The sequence below is a fragment of the Agrobacterium sp. A3-95 genome (genome assembly GCF_053521785.1).
In genome coordinates this window covers 106,907-130,048 of the sequence record NZ_JBNWDR010000002.1, presented here as the reverse complement: position 1 = coordinate 130,048, position 23,142 = coordinate 106,907, and the positions used below count along the sequence as shown (strand labels likewise).

Genomic DNA, 23,142 nt, shown 5'->3' with positions numbered 1-23,142 from the left:
CAGCCCCCCGGCGCGCTGGCGGTGCCGGGAGCGCAGTTCGTCAAGCACATCAAGCACACTAACTAAACGTGGTCGAACACATCCTCGAGCTTTGTCGCATGGACGTATTTCGCCGGATTGTTGTCTCGCACCAAAGCCTGGAAATGCGCTTCGCCACAAGCGATCTTCGCGGCCTCCTGGTCACGGAGATCGTCGGTGAACAAGCTGGCCTTTGTTTCAACAACGAAATACAGGCGCTCTCGGCCGTCGACCTCTAGCAGTACAGCCCAATCGGGGTTGTAGGTGCCGAGAGGTGTCGGAATTTTGAACCAGCCTGGAAGCTTCGCATAGACCTTCACGGCGTCGTTCTTTTCCATCTGCTCGGCGAAAGTCCGCTCCACGCCCGCAGAGTCGTGAATGACATGCTCGTAAACCGACTTCTGGGTGTTGGTCAGCATGTTCTTCAGGTAGCCGGTCAGCTCTTCTCGCTCGAACAGTTCCTGGGCGTAGAAGTCTTGGTCACCGATCCGCTGGTACTTGATGCCATCCACAAGCGCCAAGCGCTTCGTGCGATTGATGATGTCCGCCGCCAATTCGATGAACGCCTGCGGATTCCTCTTGAAGTCCGATAGCCGCCCGCTCTCGATCAGGATCGTAACGAGACTGCGCCGCGTTAGCTGTGTCCGATCCTGAAGATCGGTCAACAGGTCGGGAAGGACGATGTCGCCCTCTTCAATGGCGATCGGACCAGAGGTTGACGTCTCCTTGGCGAGAACCCCGCCTTGGCCGATCGCGAGATCGGCCTTCCGTACCGTCACGCGAGCCTTCGCGATCGGCGGCCCATTGGCGATATGCCGCGCGCAATCGGCAATGAGTTTCTCATTGTCGAATTGAACCCGATAGGTCGTCGTATGTTTGATCCGGTCCCACAGCGCACGAAACTCCTCGCTGTGAAAGACCTCCTTGCGGATCGCCACCGGCTTGCGCTCGTCGGCGTTCTTGACTTCAAGGCGGCCTGCGACCTTTCGCAAGATTCCCGTGACGGCCGGGAGGTATGGTTCAAGGCCGGCCGGCAGTGCAAGGGTCCCGGTTTTGATGGCTGTCTTGAGGCTATCCTGCACTTTGCCGTGGCGGTCGATAAAGTCCAAGGCACGCAGGTGGCGATAGATGTCCGAAGAACGTTCATACCCCAGGACGTCAGGAACGCCCGCATCGTATTCTGCGCCTTCCTCTTCCATCCCCGGTCCCTGCTGCGGCGGGGTTTCGGCAACCATCGGAATATTCGCGAACAGATGCTCCTCGACAATCCCGAAGCGGATGCCTGTGTCGGCCTCTATCTCCTTTTGAAGATTTTCGGCAAAGGACTCGTAGCTCTCGGTGGCGATCACCGTCAGAGTGTTCACCTCAAAGCCCCGTAGTCGCTCGCCCTGCTGGTTAACGCAGAGCCGAAGTCCGCGTCCGATCGTCTGCCGGCGCTCCCGCTCGGTGCCCATCTCGCGCAGCGCGCAAATCTGGAAGACATTGGGGTTGTCCCAGCCTTCCTTCAGCGCCGAGTGCGAAAAGATGAATTTGAGCTTGGTGTCGAAGCTGAGCAGCTTCTCCTTTTCCCTCATGATCAGGTTATAGGCGCGTTCAGCACTATCCCGATTGGCCTGGTTGTTTTCGGCCGTATCCGTCCACCGCTTGTTCTTGTCGATGGAGAAATAGCCGTCATGCACCTCCTGAGCGTCGGAGCTGACGTCCACCTCCTTGAACAGGCTCACGAACTCCGGAAGCTTGGCCGCCCGGCGGTATTCCTCTTCGAAGATCGTCGCATATTTGCCCTTCACCGCATTTCCGTTGTCGTCGTAGGAGCGGTAGTGCTCGACCGTATCGATGAAGAAAAGGCTGAGCACCTTGATCCCGAGGGGCGCAAGGCGTTTTTCCTTCTCCAGATGTTCCTGAATGGTGCGTCGGATCATCAGCCGCTTGATTGCGTTGGCATCGACGTCACCGATGGCTTGCCCCGGTTCCAGGAAGTCCTCGGAACCCGCAGTTCTGACCTCGAGAAAGGACGAGCTGCCCGCGAGGCGTATTTCTCCAATGCGGCAGTCCTTGTAGATGGCGCGGCCGGTTTCCTCTTCCAGGTTGTCGCCATCATGAACGGTGATCTCCTCGCGTTGAACGCGACCGCTCCTTTGAACGTCGACTTCAACCCGGGCGTAAATCGTTCCCTTCACATTGCGCGCGGACAAGAACCGCAGATAGGCCTTGTTGTGACCTCCCTCGACCTCTAGCGAAGCGACCTCGATCTGCTTCACCAGCTTGCGGTCATAGGCGTCGACGGCATCCAGCCGATAGACCATGTGATGCTTGTTCACGTGGGTCGCGGAATAGCGCAACGTGCAGAGCGGGTTCATGGCGTCGAGAGCCTGCTTGCCGCGGCCCTGAAGGCCACCGTCAACGCTCTGGGGCTCATCCACGATGATGATCGGGCGCGTGGCCCGGATCAGGTCGATCGGCGCTTCGCCGCCAGTCTTCTCGCTGTCCTTGTAGAGGTTGTTCACCTCCTGCTTGTTGATCGCCCCAACCGTGACCACCATGATCTGAATGGTCGGACTGGTCGCGAAATTGCGCACCTGGCCGAGCTTGGACGAGTCGTAGAGGAAATAGTCGTAAGGCTGGCCCGAATAGAGCGCCTTGAAGTGATCCTCGGTGATCTGTAGCGTCTTGTTGACGCCTTCCTTGATGGCGACAGACGGGACTACGATCACGAATTTCGTAAAGCCGAACCGCTTGTTGAGTTCGAAGACCGAGCGGAGATAGACATAGGTCTTGCCTGTGCCGGTTTCCATTTCCACGGTGAAATCGCCAGAGGTCAACGAGCCCGATGGTGGCAGGCCGTTTCGCAACTGGATGTCCTTGAGGTTGGACATGATTTCGTCGTCGAGCAGAGTCAGCCGGTTGCCGATGCCGAGCGCATTTTCCACGAGGCCCAACTCGCCCTGCACGCCGCCAACTGAGCGTCGCGTCACGGTAAACTCGGTGCGGTTTGTCTCCTGACCGCGAAACAGCTGGCAAACAGCCTCAATCGCAGCCTTTTGATAGTCGAGGTCGGATTCAAAATGAAGCTTCATCCCGCCCTCCCTTAAAGACTGCGAACGTCGAGAATGCCGTTCTGGTTGAGGATCGCCGCCATATTGGTTTTGGCAACGTCGTCAGCAAAGCCGGAGTCCTTGAACACGGTCCGGGTATCAACGGCCGGGGCAAGGTCTTTCCACCATGCGACAATGCCCGCCGAAAGGCTTTCAACGACATCCTTCGTCAATCCGTCTGCAAGGCAAACCATCAGTGCGCCCCCGCCGATAGCGTGAACGGATTTGCCGGCTATCTGCTGCGTCTCGATAGAGACGCAGAGATCGAGACCGAGTTTGAGCAGGAGTTCATACAAGATATCCTGCTCGGTGCGACCAGGGACAATGTGCTCGGCATTGGCAAGCAACGTCCCTTCGACGTCGGACGAGATTGGCTCCCATGCACGGATGTTCGACCGGGAGAGTTTGAAGACGCGAAAACCGAGGTCGCCTTCAAATGAGGTATCATCTTTGAATTTCTGTCCCGCCCGACGCAGGCGCTCCTTTGTGAGTTCGGCAATAGTTCGCGGCTTTTCAAGCTTGTCACAGTAGTTTGCTGAGGCCTTCTGATCCTTTTTCGACGGGGCAAGCGGCTCGGGCAATTGAACTAATATGAATCGACGCCGTCCACCGTCTCGAACGTTTAGCGACCAAACGGACTGGCCAGTCGTACCGCTGCCTGCGAAGAAGTCCAGAACTATAGCAGTAGGATCGCCAACCGTGGCATAGTCAATAAGCCGCGCAATTTCTTCAAAATCCTTTGGATTATTGAAGACCTGCGCCCCCATGAGATTTCGCAACGCTTTTACAGAGACCTGGGACTGCTTATAGAAATACGATCCTCGGACTTGGGTAGCGAACTCCTCTTCTCCTTCATCATCGTTGTCGTCTTCTAATTCCTCAATCTCGGGCGTGTCATCTTCCTCAGGGATTGGTCGGATATGCGCCTTTCTAAATGGTGGCTCTGTATGGTCTTCCCGGAATTCAACAAGGCCAAGTTTGATTTGACGACTCATTTCCGCGTAATTTGCATAGCGCCAGCCCGCTTCAGGTACCGCACATGCTTCTCCTGTCGCGGGGTGAGGAACATCGTACCGAGGTCCGCCACCACCGGGCCATGAGATGTCTCGGTCTCTCCATGGGCCATTCTTATCGACCCTTTTGTAGCGGCTCCATTTCTTAGCAGGATGTGTCTTCGGAAGTGCCGCGAACCAAGCTTGGAGGTCACGCTCTATGGCCCGGTCGTCGCCTCCGTGTTCCGCACGCAATTCTAAATACTTCTCCCAGATTTCGCGGGCTCCAGGCTTCTCTTCTCGCCACTTAATCTTCAATTCTTGTAGATAACCGAGAGAATTCGCATAGACCAAAATATACTCGTGGCCGTTTGACACGAGCTTGGCGTCGTTCTTCCTTCCCTTCTCCCACACGAAGCATGAGACAAAGTTCTCCGCGCCAAATATCTCATCACAAAGCAGTCGGAGGTTGGAAATTTCTTGGTTGTCAATGCTGATGAGAATAACGCCATCACGTCGTAGGAGCGTCTTAGCTGCCTTGAGGCGCGGCAGGATCATGTTCAGCCAATCAGTATGAAAGCGACCTGAAGTCTCAGTGTTGGACGTCGCCTTTTTGCCACCGCTATCGACCTGCCCGGTTAGCTCAAGATAGTTTTTAATGCTGTCGCGGAAGTCGTCCGGATAAACGAAATCTTTGCCGGTGTTGTACGGTGGATCAATGTAGATGAGCTTCACTTTTCCAGCGTAGCTCTTTTGCAAGAGCTTCAACGCTTCCAAGTTGTCGCCCTCGATCATCAGATTCTGGGTGGCATTCCAGTCAACGCTCTCCCCGGGGCTAGGCAAAAGGGTGCCGACGGAAGGCGTCAGAGCGATCTGACGCGCCTTCCGCTTTCCGTGCCAGTTCAAACCGTACTTCTCATCCCGGTCATCGACCGCATCGCCGAGAAGTTGCTTGAGGACGTCGAAATCGATTTTGCCCTCACGGAAGACATCAGGGAAAAGCGACTGCAATGCGCTTAGATTGTCCGAGACAACATCGGCGCTCTTCGTCTCAGGGTCGTTCAGTTCAAGCTTCTTCATCGCACATCCATTTCAGTCATTGCCAAACAGCCGCCTTACGCCGCCAGTTGTCCCAACATTTCCTTGTTGACGTAGTCCTTGAACGCGGCGGCGCTGGTGAAGCAGCGGAAGCCGGCGGCACTCGCAAGGGCAATGGTCTCGTCGTTTTCGTTCAGTAGCACGGCGACCGGTTCTGACAACTCCTCCTGGAGTCCGTTTGGCCAGACGAGGTCGAAAACAGCGATCTGGTCGCCTGTCTCCGGGTTCGAATGGTCATAGGCGATGACACCGTCGGTGAAACCTTGCTCGACGGCCCAATCATTGATCGCCTGCAGGTCTGCCTCCTCATCGGCGCTGGATATGCCACCGGCCGCAGCCGTCGTGGAAATCGTTGATACCCGCGCAGGTTCGGCAATCCATCTGTCATCGCCATGCAGCAGCGAGGCGAACCGCTTGTTCGCCTCGGCCGCCAGCAGTTCCTTTCGGGCCTCAAGGAAGTCGGCATAACGGTCAATCTTCCACAAGGACTCGTCCATCGGAATCCACTGGGATGCCAAAGCGCCCGGGTGCTTGGACTCGATCTTCGGGAAATAGACCTCAGGCAGCGTGTCGCGGATGCTGAGATTGGTATCCTTGGTCAGAAAGCAGAAATTGGCAATCGCGTTCACTTGCGAACGCGGGACCTTTTGTTTGTAGAGTTGCGCCTTCGGAAAGATGTGGTGGACTTCAAGCGCATTCATTTTGCCCAGCAGCCCGGATTTCAATTCGATACCCGTTCCCCAGTCCTTGGACGCTCCCATCCGTGTCAGCATGTAAAGCACGGGGTAGAAGCGGGCACCGAGGCTCCATCCAGTGAAATGGCCCTTCTCGACCCGCAATCCACCATGCCACAGCCGCAACTGCTCCAGGAGTTTGTCGAGGCCGCCGTCGGGGCCTTCCAGCGCCTCGAGGTCTTTATCCAGGAAGGATTCAGTCGAGCCTGAGTAACGGCCCCACATTCCAGCCTGCGCGAACCAAAACAGAAGCTTGTCCCGCTCGACCTCATCCAGCGCACCGCCCTTTTGATCCAGATAGCGCACGATCACGGGAACAGCGAAGCGACCGAAGAAAACCCGAGCGTGATCCAATCCAAGCCTGCCGGAAATGAGATTGAGGCAGGCGTCAATGCGCTTGGTGGCCCGCTTGAGGCCGTCCTGAATGTCGGTGGCGGACTGATTGTGCAGATAGAGGAATTTGGCCTCACCGGTTAGCACGGTGTTGATCGATCGCAGGAGCCAATCGAGATTGAAGTCGTAACCCGCTCGGTTCCAAGCCTTCAGCTTGCCCTTCATCTCCGTGCGGGCCTCAGGCCACTCCGCGCAGATTTTGGCCAGCGCCAGATCGCCCTTGGAAAGCTTGGTGCCGCCACTGTTCACCTTGTTGAATATATCGACGACCACGTCGAGGGTCTTGTCCGTCCCCGTGACCTCTTCTTCATGAAGGTTGATTTCCAGGATGCCCAGCAGCCGGCTTAGGCGGCCATAGTACTCTCCGGGTGGTGTCGGCCCGAGCGAGGCCATGATCTTTCCAACGCCATCATGGCCTGACTTCATCAGAGCCGACACGTCGATCCAGAGAGGGTCTCCAGACATTTTCAACGGCTGGAAGAACTCGAACGTCTCCGAGGCAAGGTTGAAATACAGGCCCGTAAAGGCCTTGGCGTTGCCGTCGAAGAACGCAGGTGGCTTGCCGCGGACGACACCGTAGAGGGAGGTGACCCGCTGCTGGCCATCCAGCAATAGCTTCACGATCCCGGAGGCGAGCTGGCCGTCGCCGCGATGATTTGCGGTAACGGCTTCCGTTGCCCAGACCAGCAGCCCGCCGACGGGGTGGCGTCGGTAGAGCGAGGTAAACAGGCCACGCACCTGTTCGGTGTTCCAGACATATCCTCGCTGGAATTCCGGCAAGGCCATATGCCCACTATCGATATGGTCCAGAATGGTCGAAATCTTCATGGCTGCTCGCCCCCCATTGCCTGCTTTGCTTGTTCCATTTCGCGTTCGATCGCCTTTATCTTTTGGTTCAGGTCGACGCGCTGACTGATCTGTTTCGCCTTTGCCGCCTGCGACCGCAAAAGGGAGTTTTCTTTGTCCAGTCTCTCGTAGTCCTCAATTGCCGCTCGGCGGCGCATGATCTGGTGCTCGTCCTTCGTCACCGAGAAGGAGCCGACCAGGTTGGCCGCATTCATCGCCTCAACCCGTGCCAGCCATCCGTCGTACAGTGCGTACAAGTCCCGTTGCGATTGCTTCGAAAGCTCGAGGCTATCCAGGAAGGCCTTCTCACTCGGGGTCGGCGTCGTCGGTTCGGTTAGGCGTGTGGCTGCATTTCTATCCACGACGACCTTGGCAGCCTCGTTTTGGGCGCGCCGCTTATGAGCCATGGACACATCGATCCCTTGATCATCCGCCGTGATCAAAATGACAGGATAGGGGATCGCGCGATGGATGAGTTCTATTAGCCGTCTACTTTTCGCTCCAGCTCGGAAGGCACAGCCAATGACAGCGATTTCAACATACTCACGTACATCGTCCGCGAAGGTCGGAACGCCGACAGTTCCGGGCTTGCAGGCCGCGAACCACAGCAGTTCATCAATGCCATCTTGAATAGCGCGCTTGTCGGTCGACGTCGGTGCGCCCTGTTCAACAAGCATTTTCTTCGGCACGCGAATGTCAACGCGCGCATTCGCGGGTAACCCGAGAGCGTCAACGACAGCACTGATGCAGGCCGCTGCATTCATTCCGCGCTTGTCTCCGGAAGGATCACGAGGAATGCGACGACCTCGAAATCGTTGATGCCGGCGAACTCCCCCTTCAATGCATGCGTACCACCTGGAGAGAACAGGCTAGCGACCGCACGCTCCTCGCTCTTTCCCGCAATCGAGGCGACGGCCCGAGCCAGGAGCTTTTGATAGGGCTCCATGTCCCGCCCGAAGCGGGTGGATTTGTCGAACCGGCCGCAGGCCTGGGCATCAGGCAGATCGCGTCCGATGGAAACCTTCTTGAGGCGGTCCAGAACCTGCTTCGCACGGGTGTATGGCAAAAGCGCCTCTCCCTCGTCGCTGACATGAACAACGAAGTGCGGCTTGAGCGGATAGCCCGGTTCCGCCAACCGCTCCGCAGCCTCGCCGACCGCGCGCAGGCAGAAAATGGCCCCAGGCGAGATTACGTTTTCGGCACTGACAAACTCGTCCTCAGGCGGTGAAACCACAGCGTAGGTACCAAGTGGCAATGCCTCGAGCCGCTCACGGTGATCGCGCAGATAACCTGCGAGGTCGATGCGAAAATCATTGAGCGTGAGGTCGGCAATGGAAACGCCGCTGGACAGGTCTTCGAGGTCAATCACCGAGTCCTGCATCTTCTGCAACTGAGCACGGCGGTATTCCAGGTCGTTCATCTGATTACCGGCCTGGAACTCGATGACGTTTTCCTCACCGGTTGCGGACACATCAAGGAGGACCATGCGTCCACTCACTCTCGATTCCAGGTCGAGGTACTCGTCGAGCTCGATGTTCGGCCAGAAATTCACGAGCTGAATACGTTGGTTCGTCGAGCCGATACGGTCAACGCGGCCAAAGCGCTGAATGATGCGCACAGGATTCCAATGGATGTCGTAATTGACGAGGAAATCGCAGTCCTGGAGGTTCTGGCCTTCCGAAATGCAGTCTGTGCCGATCAGAAGATCGATCTCTCCCTCACCAGCCATTTCTGGAGGCCGTTCCTTAGATCGGGGCGAGAAGGCACTGAGGATGGAGCTCATGTCCGAGCGAAGGCTCTGAAGCGTAGTCTTGTTTGCGCCAGTGCCGGTTACCACGGCGGTATGGATTCCAAGCGTCGCATGTGCCCACTCGCCGAGCTCACGGTAAAGGTAGTCAGCGGTGTCCGCAAAGGCGGTGAACAGCAATATCTTCCTGTTCTCGCCGTTGATAGGTGCCTGAACTTTGCGGGTGATCAGTACTTTCAGCTCCGATAGCTTTGCGTCGCGATCTGCGGACACAGAGCGTGCAGCCGACAGCAGCGTAGCCAGGCGGTTCCTATCTTCAATCAGGTCCTGCTGCCAGCGTACCCGATCGACGTCCTGCAAGAGAACCTTGACCTTGCGGCCGACGAGGAGCGTCTCAAAGGCAGGGTCGTCGATGTCCACATCGTCGATCGCAAGCTCATCAATGGATTCATCATGAGCCTCGATTTTGGCAAGCAACGCGTTCACGTCATCGAGCTGACGCTTGATCGTGAGAGCAAAGGAGGCCACCGAGCTTTCCATCCGCTTGAGCAGATTGACGCGCATCAGGTGGATAAGGCTTTCCTCACGGTCTGCCTGACGAAAATAGCTTTCGCCTCCACGAATCTTGGTGCTGTATTTCGCGTCGTAGGCCTCTTGCTTGTCCGGCACCACGTAACGCAGCGGCGCATAGGCTCCGAGCGTAAGCCGCCTGATCTCGTTGTTGATCTCGCGGATCGGACGGAACTCGCCTGCCAGATCGACATCTGCCTTAACGTTGATCGGCTGCAAGCGATCAGGAAAGTGGCCTGTCTCTGCCGTGCCGTAATAGCGCTGCACGTGTTTCCGGGATCGGGCAATGGTCAACATGTCCAGCAGCTTGAAGTAGTCAAAACCCAGCATGTCCATCAGGCGCGATGTGCGACGCTCACCCTCGGGCAGGTCGAGCCACCTATTGAACTGACCCTGAGCCTTGCGGATGGTTGCTTCAATGCTCGGGATACCGTGATCGATCAGGGCGATATCGCTACCTTCGGTCATGAAGGCGATCTGGTTCTTCAGGTCCGCTAGCCTGTTGTTTACCGGCGTTGCAGACAGCATCAGGACCTTGGTCTTCACACCCGCCTTGATCACGCGCTTCATTAAGTGATCGTAGCGGGTGTCGCGGTCCTTATGGGTCGCCTTGTTGCGGAAATTATGGGACTCGTCGATCACCACGAGGTCGTAGTTCCCCCAGTTTACGTGCGAGAGATCGATATCACCCGAGGTGCCGCCATCCCGTGACAAATCGGTGTGATTGAGAACATCGTAATTGAAGCGATCGCTCGCAAGGCTATTTCGTCGATCGTTGGCTTTGTAGAGGGTCCAGTTATCGCGTAGCCGCTTGGGGCAGAGCACCAGGACGCGATCATTGCGGAGCTCGTAATACTTGATCACCGCGAGCGCTTCGAATGTCTTACCCAGGCCGACGCTATCGGCAATGATACATCCTCCGATGCGCTCTAGCTTGTCGATTGCCCCGACGACGCCATCTCGTTGGAATTTGAAGAGCTTCTTCCAGACGGTAGTGTTCCGGATGCCAGTAGCGGATTTTACGATGCGCTCCTCATCAAGCTCATCCCCCAAATCCTTGAACATTTCGAACAGAAACTTGAAGTAGATTAGGGATGGCGCGCGTTGAGATGCTGCGTCGGCAAGAACGCGTTCCAGATCATCGGCATCGGGCCTGCGCGGAACGGTATCCCAGGCGTTTTGGAACCATGATGAGAAGGCTGCAGTTTCCTCATCCGTGGATGTTGCCTGCACCAATCCCAATCGGCTTCCCGGTGTTATACCCAACCCCTCAGTTGTCAGCGAACATGCGCCGATCGCGGCCCTGCTCAGGCTAGCGTTACGGACGATGGCCATGGATTGGGGTAGCCTATCAGCGTAGCGGACCTGAACATGGCGTCCAAGCCAATCAAGGGTGGATTTGGCGTGCCATCGACCCTGGAGCTTGTTCCGATAGCCAATGTCAGAATGACCACCGAACAACAAGGGGGTTAGGGGGGCTCGGTCCTCTAGCAGTAATCTTACCGAGTCTGCCCTCTTTAAGAGTTCGCGGACTTCAGCGAAGGCATGTAGCGACAGGCTGGGGGACATGATGTCGACCGCCGAGCCTGCCTTCAGCCACTCCTCCAGCTTGTCGAGAACTCGCTCGCGGCCAGTATTCTTGATTAAGTCCATAGTCAGTCCCGGCCGGCTAGAGCTGTTGGAGACGGCAAAAGCCCCCAGATATTTCGATCAGCTCATTTCATTCATTATCCTCCTGATTGTAAATCCGATTCTTCAACTTTTTGATGTTACGCCCCTACTCCGAGCTACAGGGGCGCGAGGGAAGATAGAGAAGGTCATGGGTGGTTTTCAGGGACCGAGGAGGTCAAGCCTGTTTAGCCCGACGTCCCCGAGTTCTCTTCGCCATCGCCAACCTGTCGAAATCCAGGCCCTGGTAAGATGTCAGATCGATGTCGGGCAGCGGCATGTAAGCGATCTGGCGGGCCTTTGTTTCGGTCAAGGTTTGGAAGCCATACAGCTCGTGCTCATCGGCACCCAGCTCGTGACCCGCCTGAAGCTTGCGATCACGCGCTTCGATACCTTTGTCACCGGAGGTCGAAATGAACGCTGCCCGCAGCGAGTGAAACTTCTCCTGTGCAACATCCTTGATGCCAGCCTCTTCCATGAGACGTGACATGTAGGACGACGCACTCTTGCTGGGGTCGTCCAGTCTCATCAGTTCACGGAAAATGAACGCGTCGCCCTGCTCTTTCGCCCATTGCGGAAAACCGATTTCGACCAGGAAATTGTGCAGCACGAAGAAGCTGACACTGGCGTCCGTTTTGTAAGGCACTCGCCGCCAGACGCCGTCGCGGTAGACGATGCCCCCGGTCTGCGCGACCCAGACGCCGTCGAACTTTTCGCGGAAATCGATCCCCTGGAGATGAACCAGCAGGCCGAGCCGTCGTCCTGTCAAAAGACCGAGCAGTGGCAGCATTGCCGTATCCATCATGCCCTGCTCGACACCTGTTTTGAGCAGTAGACCAATCTTCTTGACCGACAGCGGCTCTGTGCGAAGAGGGTCGCGAGCGGAATCCGGGTAGACAAGTTTCGCACCGGCGACTGGATTGGCATAGTCATAGGTGGTCGTTCTGGAGCCGAAAACCGTCTTCACGACGGCTACATATCCCTCCTGCAAAGTTTTGAGTGCAAGTGTTTCGAGATGGAAATCCTGATTTTCGGCAATGATCTGCCACGGCGTCAGGCTCTCATCCCGGTCTTTCTGCCGTGCTGGCCAGAATTTCAGAAGCTCGATGAATGCCTGCAGGTCCGTCGGCGTGTATGTGTCGATCGGATGGTCGCCGATCAGCTCGACGAACAGATTGAGACGGAATTCCGCGATGTCGAGGTCCGTGCTTTTCCCAGACTTGCCCGATTGACGGAGCGTCAGATACTCGGTTGCAATCTGGCTGAACAGCGGTTTCGTAGACGGCTTGCGTTCGACGGTTCGGCGATCCTCCTTGAATGCAGGCGTTTCCGAACGCGAAATCGGCCCTTTCTTCGATCGCTTGATCGAAGGCGCAACTGGCATCGCGGTCGGAGCGGATGGCATGGGCATCTGGGTCGATGAATAGAGCTGCTCGGGAATCGAGACAGGCCCGGCCATTTCGTCATATTTGGCGATATGCCGTGCGACGAGCATGTCTGCGTTGTCGGCAATCATCTCATCATGAGGCTGCCCGGACTGCTTCGCCGAAACCTCCCGACCGATGCGCACAAGCCCGCGCATCATCTCGAGACCTTTGCCTCTTCCGGCGTCGGGGCGCGAGCAGGCTCGCGCAAGTCGAATAGTCCGCCTTTGAGAATCAGCGTCGCGAATTCGAACGGCCAGTCGTCGGCAGGGATGTCCTCGTCGGCGAGACCGCTCACGATGTGCGCCAGATCGGGTCCTTCGTAGCCAGCCATTCTCTCTTCAATCTCCCTGAACACGGTCCGTGCCAACGCAGCGAGCGCGTCGGCAAGTTCCCTGGCTTCCTGATGCGGCAGAGCACCGAGGCTGATGCGTATCGGTCGCGAGCCTGCGCCGCCGCCGATGCGTTTCGGCAATCTGATCTGAAAAAGGTAGATGCCGCCGCTTCTGACCAGATAGAGCCCGGAAGATCGCGTTTTAAGCTTGCGATTCCGTTTCTTCGCGGAAATCATTTCCGCGTCCGGCGATACATCGGACTGTACATGGAGCGATACAATGCGCGATACATTCATGACTGGAGTGCCTCTGGTTAGGGCAGTCGGTCAGGAATTGGCTAGGAAACTCATGGGCTTGCGGGTAATTGGGGAAGAGTGACCCAAGTTCTGGCGGAGAGGGTGGGATTCGAACCCACGATACCCTTGCAGGTATGCCGCATTTCGAGTGCGGTGCATTCGACCACTCTGCCACCTCTCCGCATGCGCGAACGCTTGCGTTGCGCGCTCCTCATAAACATCAATGGCGGGACTGACAAGGGAAATTTCGTGTTTGTGTCACAAATTATTCGTCCCGGACAAGGCTGTATAAATGCTTCGGCTTCTGGCCGTTTTGTGGATATTTTTCACGTGGCGCCACACGGCTTCACTCCTGCACGTCACATTCGGGCGGTGGCGTCACAGCTGGTGATAGCGACGTAAGATTTCCACGATCCGATCGTCCTGTTCCTGATCCGGCAGAAGGGCGGGTTGCCGGCTGGCGCCGACGGATGGGTCCTGAAGGTAAAGCGAGCGCTTGACCATGGCGGGCGCAAAACCGAGCGCATAGAGATCGGTGCGAAAATCCGTATAGATCGCCTGCTGGCGTTCGGCCTCGGCGATATCGCTGGCGTTGAAAGCATTGAGAATGCCGGCAAGTACATCCGGGAGCGCGTTGCCGAGGCCGGAGATGCAGCCGGCGGCACCGTTCTGCAACGACCAGAGAACGAGATGATCCGGGCCGGAATAGACTTCGAAACCGGGCATCTCCTTTGCTACCTGTAGATAGGCTTCCAGCGTCTGCTGCGCACCGCCCGAATCCTTGATGCCGGCAATGTTGCCATGGGCGGCAAGTTTGCGGGCGGTTTCCGGCTCTATGTGGTTCTGGGTTCGGGCGGGAATATCGTAAAGATAGACCGGTGTTTCGACGGCGTCGGCTACAGTCGAGAAATGGCGGATCAGCCCATCCTGGGTGCAGGCGATGAAGAAGGGTGTGATGACGGCAATACCGTCTACGCCGATGCGGTCGAAGGCTTTGGCGAGTTGCAGCGTTTCGAAAGTGGCGGGCATGCCGGCGTTGACGATGACCTTCGCACGGCCCGCAACTTCGTCCACCACCTCTTCCGTCAGCCGGATTTTTTCTTCATGCGTCAGTGCGGTGAAATCGCCGTTAGTTCCGGCGCACATGATGTTGTTGCCGGCCGCCACCTGACGGCGCACCTGCGCACGGGTCGCTTCGTAATTGATGGTTTCGTCCTCGTTGAAACAGGTCACGAGCGCGACGAAGGCTTGTTTGGTCATGAAAGAACTCCGCTTGGATTTCCAATAGTGTGATCGGCATCGATCCGACGCACAGACTGCATATCGGGGTCGGGATCGAGGCTGGCGGAAAGAAGTGCGCGCGTATAGCCCTCGCGCGGCGCTTCGAAAACCTGCCGGACAGTCCCGAATTCCACAACCTCTCCCCGCTGCATGACCATGACGTGATCGGCAAAATCGCGGACCACCGGCAGGTCATGCGCGATGAAGATGAAGGAGAGGCCCATTTCACGGCGCAGCTTGTCAAGAAGTGCAACAACCTGCGCCTGGACAGACACGTCGAGCGCCGAGACCGCTTCATCGCAGATGATGAGCTTCGGCTCCAGCGCCAGCGCGCGGGCAATCGCGATCCTCTGCCGCTGCCCACCGGAAAACTGATGCGGATAACGGCGCATATGTTCCGGCGAGAGGCCGACCTGATGCAGCAATTCAGCGACCCGTTCGCGCCATTTCGCTTTGGGTAGTATGTCCGGATGGATCACCCAGGCTTCGGAAACCAGCTGGAACACAGTCATGCGGGGGTTCAGCGACTGGGTTGGATCCTGAAACACCATCTGTAAATCACGCCTGAGGGCAAAGAGTTCGGCAGGCGAAAGCTTGAAGAGATCACGCCCCTTCCACTCGGCGCTGCCGGCATCCGGCTCGTCGAGCCGGAGCAGAATGCGCGCGAGTGTCGATTTGCCGGAACCGCTTTCGCCAACGACAGCTATGGTTTCCCCCGCCATAAGGTCGAAGGAAACGCCCTTCAGTGCCTCGAAAGCCCCATAACGTTTGCGCACATCGCGCACACGGAGCAGCGGTCCGCCGGTCGCATTCGGCTCGTGCATTTCGCCCCTGCCGGGGGCGGCGCTGATGAGCTTGCGGGTATAGGGATGCTTTGGGTTGCGATAGACCTCGCGAACCGTGCCTGCCTCCACCAGCACGCCCTTTTCCATCACGACCACGCGGTCGGCGATTTCGGCGACGACGCCAAGATCATGGGTGATGATGAGAACGGCCATACCGGTTTCCCGCTGCAATTCCTTGAGCAGGGCAAGAACTTCAGCCTGAACCGTCACATCGAGTGCCGTGGTCGGCTCGTCGGCGATCAGGAGATCGGGCCGGAGCGCAAGCGCCATGGCGATCATCACACGCTGGCGCTGGCCGCCAGAAAATTCATGCGGATATTTCTTCAAGGCTCCGTCCGGATCAGGAATTCCAACGCGCGCGACAAGCCGCCTCGCCTCCGCTTCGGCTTTCACCCTGTCCATTCCATGGGTGGTCATCGCCTCGCGGATCTGCCAGCCGACGGTATAGACCGGATTGAGATGGCTGAGCGGGTCCTGAAAGATCATGGCGATGCGCCGGCCATTGATCTCGCGGCGGGCCTCAGCCGGCATTGTCAGAAGGTCTTTGCCATCAAGAAATATCTGGCCGCCGCTGATACGTCCGGGCGGCATGTCGATGAGGTTCATGATGGCCGAGGACGATACCGATTTGCCCGAGCCGCTTTCACCGAGGATCGCAAGCGTTTCACCACGGTCGATATGATAGGAAACATCCTTCACCGCATGCACGACACCGCCTGCGGTGTGAAACTCCACGGAAAGGTTGCGCACATCGAGAAGATGGTCAGCCATGTTTGCGGCCTTTCATTTCCAGCCTCCAGCGCTGCACGGGGTCGAGCGCAATGCGCAGCCAGTTGGACAGCAGGTTGAGCGACAGAGTGGTGAGTATGATGGCAAGGCCCGGCCAGAAGGACAGCCACCAGGCATTGGTGAGGTACTGCCGCCCCTGCGAGATCATCAGGCCCCAGGTGATTTCCGGCGGCTGAATGCCGATACCAAGGAAAGACAGCGCGCTTTCCGCCAGCATCACATAGGCGAAATCGAGCGTCGCAAGCGTTGTCAGTGTCGGCAGGACCACGGGTAGAATATGGCGGAACAGGATACGTTTGCCCGATGCGCCCATCACGCGCGCCGCCTGTACGAACATGCGTTCACGCACCTCCAGCACTTCGGCCCTTGTGGTGCGGATGTAAACGGGGATGCGGGTTATCGCCAGAACCAGCATTAGGTTGAGGATGGATGAGCCGAGCAGATAAAGCACGATGACCGCGATCAACAGTGACGGAAACGACATGATCACGTCCGCGAGCCTCATGATGATCTGGCCAACACGGTTGGAGGAAAAACCGGCGATCAGGCCAAGCACGGTGCCGGTGACGGCGGAAAGGAAAACGGCACCGGCGGCGATCATCAGTGTATTTTGCGTGGCGGCGACGATGCGCGCCAGCAGCGGGCGACCGAGCGCATCCGCCCCCAGCCAGAAATACCATTCGCGTTGCCATTCGAACGGGGCAAGGTTGCGTCCACGCAGGTTCTGCTTCGTCGCCAGCTCGCCAAGCCACGCCGGGCCGACAAAGGCGAGAATGATGACGACGACGAGGAAGATCGCGGCGCAGAGGGCGAATTTATCCGCCCACAACATGCGCAGCATGCGCGTTGCAAAGGATGGCTCATCAATGATTTCTGTATCGGCGTTTGAAAGGCTCATGGCTGAACGTCTCCTCAGTGCCGGATACGTGGATCGAGCAACGCATAGGCGATATCGATCAGAAGATTCATCAGGAAGATCGCAAGCGCGGTCACAAGTATTGCTGCCAGCACGACGTTGAAATCGCGCTGAAGAATGGAATCGATCATCAGCTTGCCAACCCCGGGGAAACCAAAGATGGTTTCGACGATGACTGCGCCGTTGAGAAGGCTTGCCGCCTGATCGCCGATGACGGTGATGACCGGGAGCATGGCGTTTCGCAAGGCGTGGATGAAGATGATCGGACCCGATTTCACACCCTTGGCGCGCGCCGTTTTGACATAGGCAGAGGACAACGCACCGATCATCGAGCCGCGCACCACCTGAACGATGATGCCGAAGGGGCGCACGAACAGAACCGAGATCGGCAATATCCAGTGCAGCACCGAGCCGGTGCCGGAGGTGGGCAGCCAGGCGAGATTGACGGAAAACACCACGATCGCCACGATCGCGAGCCAGAAATCCGGCACGGAAGCGCCGATGAGCGAAATGGTGGAGGCCATGCGATCGAAGAAGCCACCGGAGCGGAAAGCGGCAAGCGAACCGACGACGATTGCTGCTGTGGTGACGAGCGACATGGTGATGACCGCAAGCCACAGCGTCCAGACGAAAGCCTCCAGCACCACATCCAGCGCAGGGCGGGCTTTCCTGAGCGATTCACCCAGATCCCCCGTCATCACGTCGCCCGCGTAGCGCAGGAACTGCACCATCAGCGGATCGTTCAGCCCATGCAGCGCACGAAACTGCTGCTTCAATTCCTCCGAAGCCTCCACCGGCAAAAATAGTGCGGCCGGGTCGCCCGTCAGGCGGGAGAGGAAGAAAACCATTACGATGAGGCCGACCAGGGAGATCAGGCTCGCAACGGAACGTTTTCGGATGAAGCTCAGCATGGTTACCTCCGGTGTTCAGCACGACGGCGAAGCTAAAGCTCCGCCGCCGCTCTTTGGCAGATGAGATACCGGCTTACTTGATGCCGATTTCCGAAAGCTGCAGCATCGAATTGGTGGCGATGGTGGGCTTGAAGTCCAGCCGTTCGGAGACGCGTGAGAAGCCAACCATGTGGAACAGCAGCACATCCGCCACGACATCGTCATGCAGGTAGGCGATGAGCTCGGACCAGAGCTTGGCGCGTTCATCGCCGACGGCTGCGGATGCTCTTTCGATCAAGTCATCCACCTTGGGGTCCGAGAAGCCGGATTGCGTGCCCTTGGTGGCATATTTGAAGAACATGGTGAAGGACGGATCACCCTTGGAATTGTCGTGCATGGCAGCGACGATCTGCGGTCCCCGGCCTTCCTTGAAGGGCTTGGAATAATAGCTTTCGTGCTCGGCCACTTCCACGAATTTGAGGTCGATCTTGAAGCCGACTTCCTGCAATTGCTGCTGGATCGCCTCCATGATCTCGGTGACATTAGGGAAGTTCGCAGTGCGCGCGATGATGGTGATCGGCGTATCCACCTTCACACCAGCAGCTTTTGCCTCCTCCAGCAACTTCTTCGCGCCATCAGGGTCGTAGGGGAAAACCTTGACATCAGGGTTCCAGCCGAGCGTGGTCGGCGGAACGAGTGCGGTGGCCAGCACAGCACCTTCGGGAACCAGCGTGCCGAGGAAAGCCTGCCGGTCGATGGCGAGGTTGAGTGCACGGCGCACCCGCACGTCATTCAGCGGCGCGATGTTGTGGTCGAGGCGCATGTAGACCGTCTCGCTGTCGAGATAGGAAAAGTCGGTCTTCGGGTTTGTCGCGTCGAGCTGCGAAATGGAGGGTGAAAGATCGGCTTCGCCGGTCTGCACCATGGCGGCGCGAACCGAGGGATCAGCGCGGAAAAGATAGGTCGCTTCCGTCACCTGCGGCTTGGCGCCCCAATAGTCGTCACGTGCAGTCAAAACAATCTGCTGGCCCGGTGTCCAGTTGGTCAGCTTGTAAGGTCCGGTGCCAACAGGCTCGCGGATAAACTCCATCTTGGTTTCTTCGGGCACGATGGTGACGAGCGACATCAGGAGCGGCAGAATGGGCTGGGCTGGCTCTGTCTTGAAGTCGATCGTATGGTCATCGACAATCGTGGGGGTGACGGTCATACCGCCGAAGTAACGACGGGATTCGCATGCATTCTTGTCGCTCATGATGCGTTCGAAGCTATGCTTGACATCCTTGGCATCGAAACCCGTGCCGTCGGAAAACTTCACGCCTTCACGCAGGTGGAAACGCCAGCTGCCATCCGCGTTCTGCTCCCATTTTTCAGCGAGGCGCGGCTGCACGCCGTTCTTGCCGCGCACATCAAGCTCGGTCAGCGTCTCGCTGACATTTTCCATGATGATACGACCAATATTGGAGCGGGTCGCCATGCAAGGCTCCAGCAGGTCAGCCTCTTCCGCCAGCACGATCTTGATCGGCCCCGACGCCGCAAGCGCCGGCGAAACCGCGGCGCTAAGGCAACCCATAACAAGGGCGCCCGCAATCAATGACTTCTTCATTCCGTTCTCCTCCCAGATCAGAAATTCAGCAACATGGCGGCGTGCCGCAAGAGGCATTCAAAAGCCCCGTCTCCTGCATTGAGGAGCATGGCGTGCGGATGATCGTCTCCTCCACCCGTTATCAAAGCATCGACGCTATAACATTTTTTGTCAAATTATTTTTCAGAAGGATTTTTTATTGAGGCCTAGTACAGAAGTTTTATCGTTATAAAACATACATTTATTTTAAGTCACCAAAAATTTTAGGACCTCTTTTTGTCTTAAATAAACTTGACAACTTTTTGAATATGTCATTTTCATCAGACCAAGAGGAGACCACGATGACCCCTGATGACATTGCTCACGCCATGACCGGAGCCATCCATGCTGTTTCGGAAAACCGGCACGAAGCTTTCCTGCCATCGCCGATGATCCAGAACCATGCGAGCTTTCTGCACCTTCTGCAGGACGGCACCCTGCTGTGCGCCTGGTTTGGCGGAACGCTGGAGGGAAAATCGGATATTTCGATCTTCGCGTCCGCGCTCACACCCGGCGCGAGCCGGTGGGGAGCGCCGCAGCGCCTGAGCAACGATCCCGCCCATTCCGAACAGAACCCGGTTAGTTTCACCGCACCTGATGGCACTCTCTGGCTGTTTCACACCGCCCAGCCCTCCGGTAATCAGGACGAATGCCGCATCCGCATGGCGCGGGTCGTACGCGATCCGGCAACGCCGGAAAAGCTGTCCGCCGAAGATGGCCGTTTTCTCGATCTTCCGAAAGGCTGCTTCATCCGTGCGCCGCTTCGCATCCGCGATGACGGCGCATGGCTTCTGCCGATCTTCCGCTGCGTCCAACGCCCCGGCCAGAAATGGAACGGCAGCCACGATACCGCAGCACTCGGCATATCGAAAGATAACGGCCTCACATGGCAATTGCAGGAGCTGGCGGGCTCGACCGGCTGCGTTCATATGAGCCCGGTTGCGGGCGCGAATGGGCGCTACTTCGCTTTTTTTCGCCGCCGTCAGGCCGATTTCGTTTACCGCACGGAAAGCACAGATGGCGGTCGCTCATGGACAGAACCGCTGCCGACCGACGTACCGAACAATAATTCCTCCATCGCCGCGATCAGGCTCGCACACGGCAGGCTGGCGATGATCTGCAACCCCGTCAACGCCGCGCAATCCAGCGACCGTCGCGCCTCGCTTTATGATGAACTGGGCGAGGAAGACGACAGACCGGATGCCGATCCGAGCGGTGGATGTGTGCCCATATGGGGCGTGCCGCGCGCGCCGGTTTCCATCTGCCTGTCCGATGACGACGGCCGCAGCTTTCCTACCCGGATTTTGATCGAGGACGGGCCGGGCACCTGTCTGTCCAACGATTCGACCGACGGCCGCAATCTGGAAATGTCCTATCCATGGCTTCTGGAGGCAGCGGACGGTACCCTGCACGCAAGCTACACCTATCATCGCCGCGCAATCAAATATGTCCGGTTGGCGCCCGGCTGGGCAGACGCCAAGGACGGGAGAATCGGATGAGCAACATCATTGGTATCACCATGGGTGACCCCTGCGGCGTCGGCCCGGAAATCACCGTCCGCGCGCTTGCGGAAATGTCCGCCCCGGATAGGGAAGCAACGCGGATTTATGGCAACCTTGCCACGCTGGAAGCGGCGCGGGGTGCGCTTGGCATCGACATCGATCTTACTCGGAATGTGGTCGATCTGCCGGTGGAGGGTGCGCCGCTGCCATGGGGCACGCTGTCGCCGGTTGCCGGAGACGCCGCTTTCCGTTTCATTGAAAAAGCGGTGCGGGATGCCGAAGCGGGCGCAATCGGCTGCATCGTCACTGCTCCGATTAACAAGGAGGCCCTCAATCTTGCGGGCCACCATTATGACGGCCACACCGGCATGCTGCGCAGCCTAACCGGTTCTTCAGCCGCCTACATGTTGCTTGCCTCCGAGCGGCTGAAGGTCATTCACGTCTCGACCCACGTGTCCCTGCAGGAAGCCATTCGCCGGGCAACGACGGAGCGGGTGCTGGCGACCATCCGCGCTGGCAATGCTCATTTAAAGCGCATCGGTTACGAGCGGCCGCGCATCGCGGTTGCCGGTATCAATCCGCATTGCGGCGAAAACGGTCTGTTTGGCACCGAGGATGATGACCAGATTGCGCCAGCGGTTGCCGCCGCGCGCGCTGAAGGCATCGAGGTACACGGGCCGATCTCCGCCGATACCGTGTTCCACCGCGCCTATTCGGGCACTTTCGATCTGGTTGTCGCGCAATATCACGATCAGGGCCATATCCCGATCAAGCTCGTCGCCTTCGATACCGCCGTCAATGTCTCGGTCGATCTGCCGATTGATCGCACTTCGGTCGATCATGGAACGGCCTTCGACATCGCCGGCAAAGGCATCGCCAATCACGGCAACATGAATGAGGCCATAGCCTATGCGCGCAAGCTCGTGGCGGGCAAGGGCGCAAGAGGATGAACACCATGTCCACAGCCTCCATTCTCATCCATCAGCCGCGCAGGCTTGCCGTTGGCGCCGGCACCATTTCCCAGGTCGGCGCCTGGGCCGGCAAAACCGCTTCGACCCTGGTGATCGCCACGCCGCTGACAGCGAAATTTGCCGACCGGCTGCAATTGCAGGGTCCTTTCACTGTCTTCGACGCCATTCCCGGCGAACCGGACACAGGGACGCTCGATGCAGCACTGGCCGCAGCGCGCGCCGCCAAACCCGATCTCGTCATCGGCCTCGGCGGTGGCTCGGTGATGGATGTGGCGAAGCTCGTCGCCGCACTCTGGAATTCCAGCCAGACGCTTGAGGATGTGGCAGGACCGAACAGAGTCGCAGGGCGCGACACCAGGCTCGTCCAGATTGCCACCACCGCCGGAACCGGCTCGGAAGCCGGGATTCGCTCGCTCATCACCGATCCCGTCAAGGGCAGCAAGGTCGCGGTCGAAAGCCCTCATCTGATTGCCGATTTCGCGGTGCTCGATCCGGAACTCACGTATTCCGTGCCATCAGCTGTGACAGCGGCGACGGGGGTGGATGCCATGGCGCATTGCGTGGAGGCTTTCACCAATCGCAAGGCCCATCCGATGATCGACGGTTTTGCCCGCATGGGCTTTTCGCTGGTGGGCAAATATCTGGCGCGCGCCGTTCGCGACGGCGCGGATACCGAAGCCCGCGAAGGAATGATGCTCGCCTCCTACTATGGCGGCATCTGCCTTGGCCCGGTCAATACCGCGGCGGGTCACGCCATCGCCTATCCGCTCGGCACGCTTCTCAACCTGCCGCACGGGTTGGCAAACGCTATCGTCTTCCCGCATGTTCTGGCTTTCAACCAGCACGCGGTTTCGGCAAAGACGGCGGAGGTGGCCGGAGCGCTTGGGCTTCGCGAGCATCTTTCATCCGATGATCTTTGCAAGGCAGCGACAGATTTCTGCGCGGGCCTCGGCATTGAAATGTCCCTTGCGCGGCACGGGGCAAGCGAAACCGACCTTCCCCGTTATGCGCAAGACGCTCACGCAATCCGCCGGCTGATGGACAACAATCCCGTCGATATGAGCCTTGATGACGTGCTCGGCATTTACCGCCGCGCTTTCTAATCGAAAGT

General features: G+C 58.0%; 15 protein-coding genes and 1 tRNA gene. 3 read left to right on the top strand and 13 right to left on the bottom strand.

Annotated features, from left to right (window positions below):
* Nucleotides 1-62: 62 nt before the first annotated feature.
* The 13 genes from ACQZ5Y_RS06070 to ACQZ5Y_RS06010 all read right to left on the bottom strand — a co-directional run bounded on the left by ACQZ5Y_RS06070 (nucleotide 63) and on the right by ACQZ5Y_RS06010 (nucleotide 19,540).
* Nucleotides 63-3,095 (bottom strand): type III restriction-modification system endonuclease, encoded by a 3,033-nt coding sequence (locus ACQZ5Y_RS06070; RefSeq protein ID WP_174060140.1) that lies wholly within the window; start codon nucleotides 3,093-3,095, stop codon nucleotides 63-65.
* An 11-nt stretch (nucleotides 3,096-3,106) separates the two neighbouring features.
* Complete coding sequence (locus ACQZ5Y_RS06065; RefSeq protein WP_174060141.1) at nucleotides 3,107-5,185, bottom strand: site-specific DNA-methyltransferase; 2,079 nt, start codon at nucleotides 5,183-5,185, stop codon at nucleotides 3,107-3,109.
* A gap of 35 nt (nucleotides 5,186-5,220) precedes the next feature.
* On the bottom strand, nucleotides 5,221-7,158 hold the full coding sequence (locus ACQZ5Y_RS06060; RefSeq protein ID WP_174060142.1) for a GmrSD restriction endonuclease domain-containing protein: 1,938 nt from the start codon (nucleotides 7,156-7,158) through the stop codon (nucleotides 5,221-5,223).
* On the bottom strand, nucleotides 7,155-7,940 hold the full coding sequence (locus ACQZ5Y_RS06055) for a DUF4391 domain-containing protein (RefSeq protein ID WP_174060143.1): 786 nt from the start codon (nucleotides 7,938-7,940) through the stop codon (nucleotides 7,155-7,157). The genes ACQZ5Y_RS06060 and ACQZ5Y_RS06055 overlap by 4 nt, the downstream gene beginning before the upstream one ends.
* Nucleotides 7,937-11,146 carry a helicase-related protein gene (locus tag ACQZ5Y_RS06050; protein WP_174060144.1) on the bottom strand — a complete coding sequence of 1,070 codons (3,210 nt, stop codon included), beginning with the start codon at nucleotides 11,144-11,146 and terminating at the stop codon, nucleotides 7,937-7,939. The genes ACQZ5Y_RS06055 and ACQZ5Y_RS06050 overlap by 4 nt, the downstream gene beginning before the upstream one ends.
* 193 nt (nucleotides 11,147-11,339) lie before the next feature.
* Nucleotides 11,340-12,746: a site-specific integrase gene (locus tag ACQZ5Y_RS06045; RefSeq protein ID WP_174060145.1), complete on the bottom strand. Its 1,407-nt coding sequence runs from the start codon at nucleotides 12,744-12,746 to the stop codon at nucleotides 11,340-11,342.
* On the bottom strand, nucleotides 12,743-13,156 hold the full coding sequence (locus ACQZ5Y_RS06040) for a DUF6538 domain-containing protein (protein WP_174060146.1): 414 nt from the start codon (nucleotides 13,154-13,156) through the stop codon (nucleotides 12,743-12,745). Before ACQZ5Y_RS06040 ends, ACQZ5Y_RS06045 begins: the two co-directional genes overlap by 4 nt.
* Before the next feature lie 151 nt (nucleotides 13,157-13,307).
* Nucleotides 13,308-13,397 (bottom strand) — tRNA-Ser (locus ACQZ5Y_RS06035).
* A gap of 197 nt (nucleotides 13,398-13,594) precedes the next feature.
* The gene (locus tag ACQZ5Y_RS06030) at nucleotides 13,595-14,476 is read right to left on the bottom strand and encodes a dihydrodipicolinate synthase family protein (RefSeq protein ID WP_038494355.1); all 882 of its coding nucleotides are present in this window, start codon (nucleotides 14,474-14,476) and stop codon (nucleotides 13,595-13,597) included.
* Nucleotides 14,473-16,113, bottom strand: coding sequence for an ABC transporter ATP-binding protein (locus ACQZ5Y_RS06025; protein ID WP_174060147.1), 1,641 nt, complete (start codon nucleotides 16,111-16,113; stop codon nucleotides 14,473-14,475). Before ACQZ5Y_RS06025 ends, ACQZ5Y_RS06030 begins: the two co-directional genes overlap by 4 nt.
* Nucleotides 16,106-17,029, bottom strand: a complete 924-nt coding sequence (locus ACQZ5Y_RS06020; RefSeq protein ID WP_065660432.1) for an ABC transporter permease — start codon at nucleotides 17,027-17,029, stop codon at nucleotides 16,106-16,108. The genes ACQZ5Y_RS06025 and ACQZ5Y_RS06020 overlap by 8 nt, the downstream gene beginning before the upstream one ends.
* 14 nt (nucleotides 17,030-17,043) lie before the next feature.
* Entirely contained in the window at nucleotides 17,044-17,958 is a 915-nt protein-coding gene (locus tag ACQZ5Y_RS06015) for an ABC transporter permease (protein ID WP_173994147.1), read from the bottom strand.
* Nucleotides 17,959-18,031: 73 nt separating this feature from the next.
* Entirely contained in the window at nucleotides 18,032-19,540 is a 1,509-nt protein-coding gene (locus ACQZ5Y_RS06010) for an ABC transporter substrate-binding protein (RefSeq protein WP_026330723.1), read from the bottom strand.
* Between the two features lie 320 nt (nucleotides 19,541-19,860).
* Between ACQZ5Y_RS06010 and ACQZ5Y_RS06005 the strand changes: the two genes are divergently transcribed.
* Genes ACQZ5Y_RS06005 through ACQZ5Y_RS05995 form a run of 3 tightly spaced genes read left to right on the top strand, consistent with a single transcriptional unit; the run spans nucleotide 19,861 to nucleotide 23,134 of the window.
* Nucleotides 19,861-21,057 carry a sialidase family protein gene (locus tag ACQZ5Y_RS06005; protein WP_174060148.1) on the top strand — a complete coding sequence of 399 codons (1,197 nt, stop codon included), beginning with the start codon at nucleotides 19,861-19,863 and terminating at the stop codon, nucleotides 21,055-21,057.
* A complete protein-coding gene (gene pdxA, locus ACQZ5Y_RS06000; protein WP_003511520.1) occupies nucleotides 21,054-22,010 on the top strand; it encodes a 4-hydroxythreonine-4-phosphate dehydrogenase PdxA in 957 nt (318 codons plus the stop codon). Before ACQZ5Y_RS06005 ends, pdxA begins: the two co-directional genes overlap by 4 nt.
* Nucleotides 22,007-23,134 (top strand): iron-containing alcohol dehydrogenase, encoded by a 1,128-nt coding sequence (locus tag ACQZ5Y_RS05995; protein ID WP_174060149.1) that lies wholly within the window; start codon nucleotides 22,007-22,009, stop codon nucleotides 23,132-23,134. Before pdxA ends, ACQZ5Y_RS05995 begins: the two co-directional genes overlap by 4 nt.
* Nucleotides 23,135-23,142: the final 8 nt, after the last annotated feature.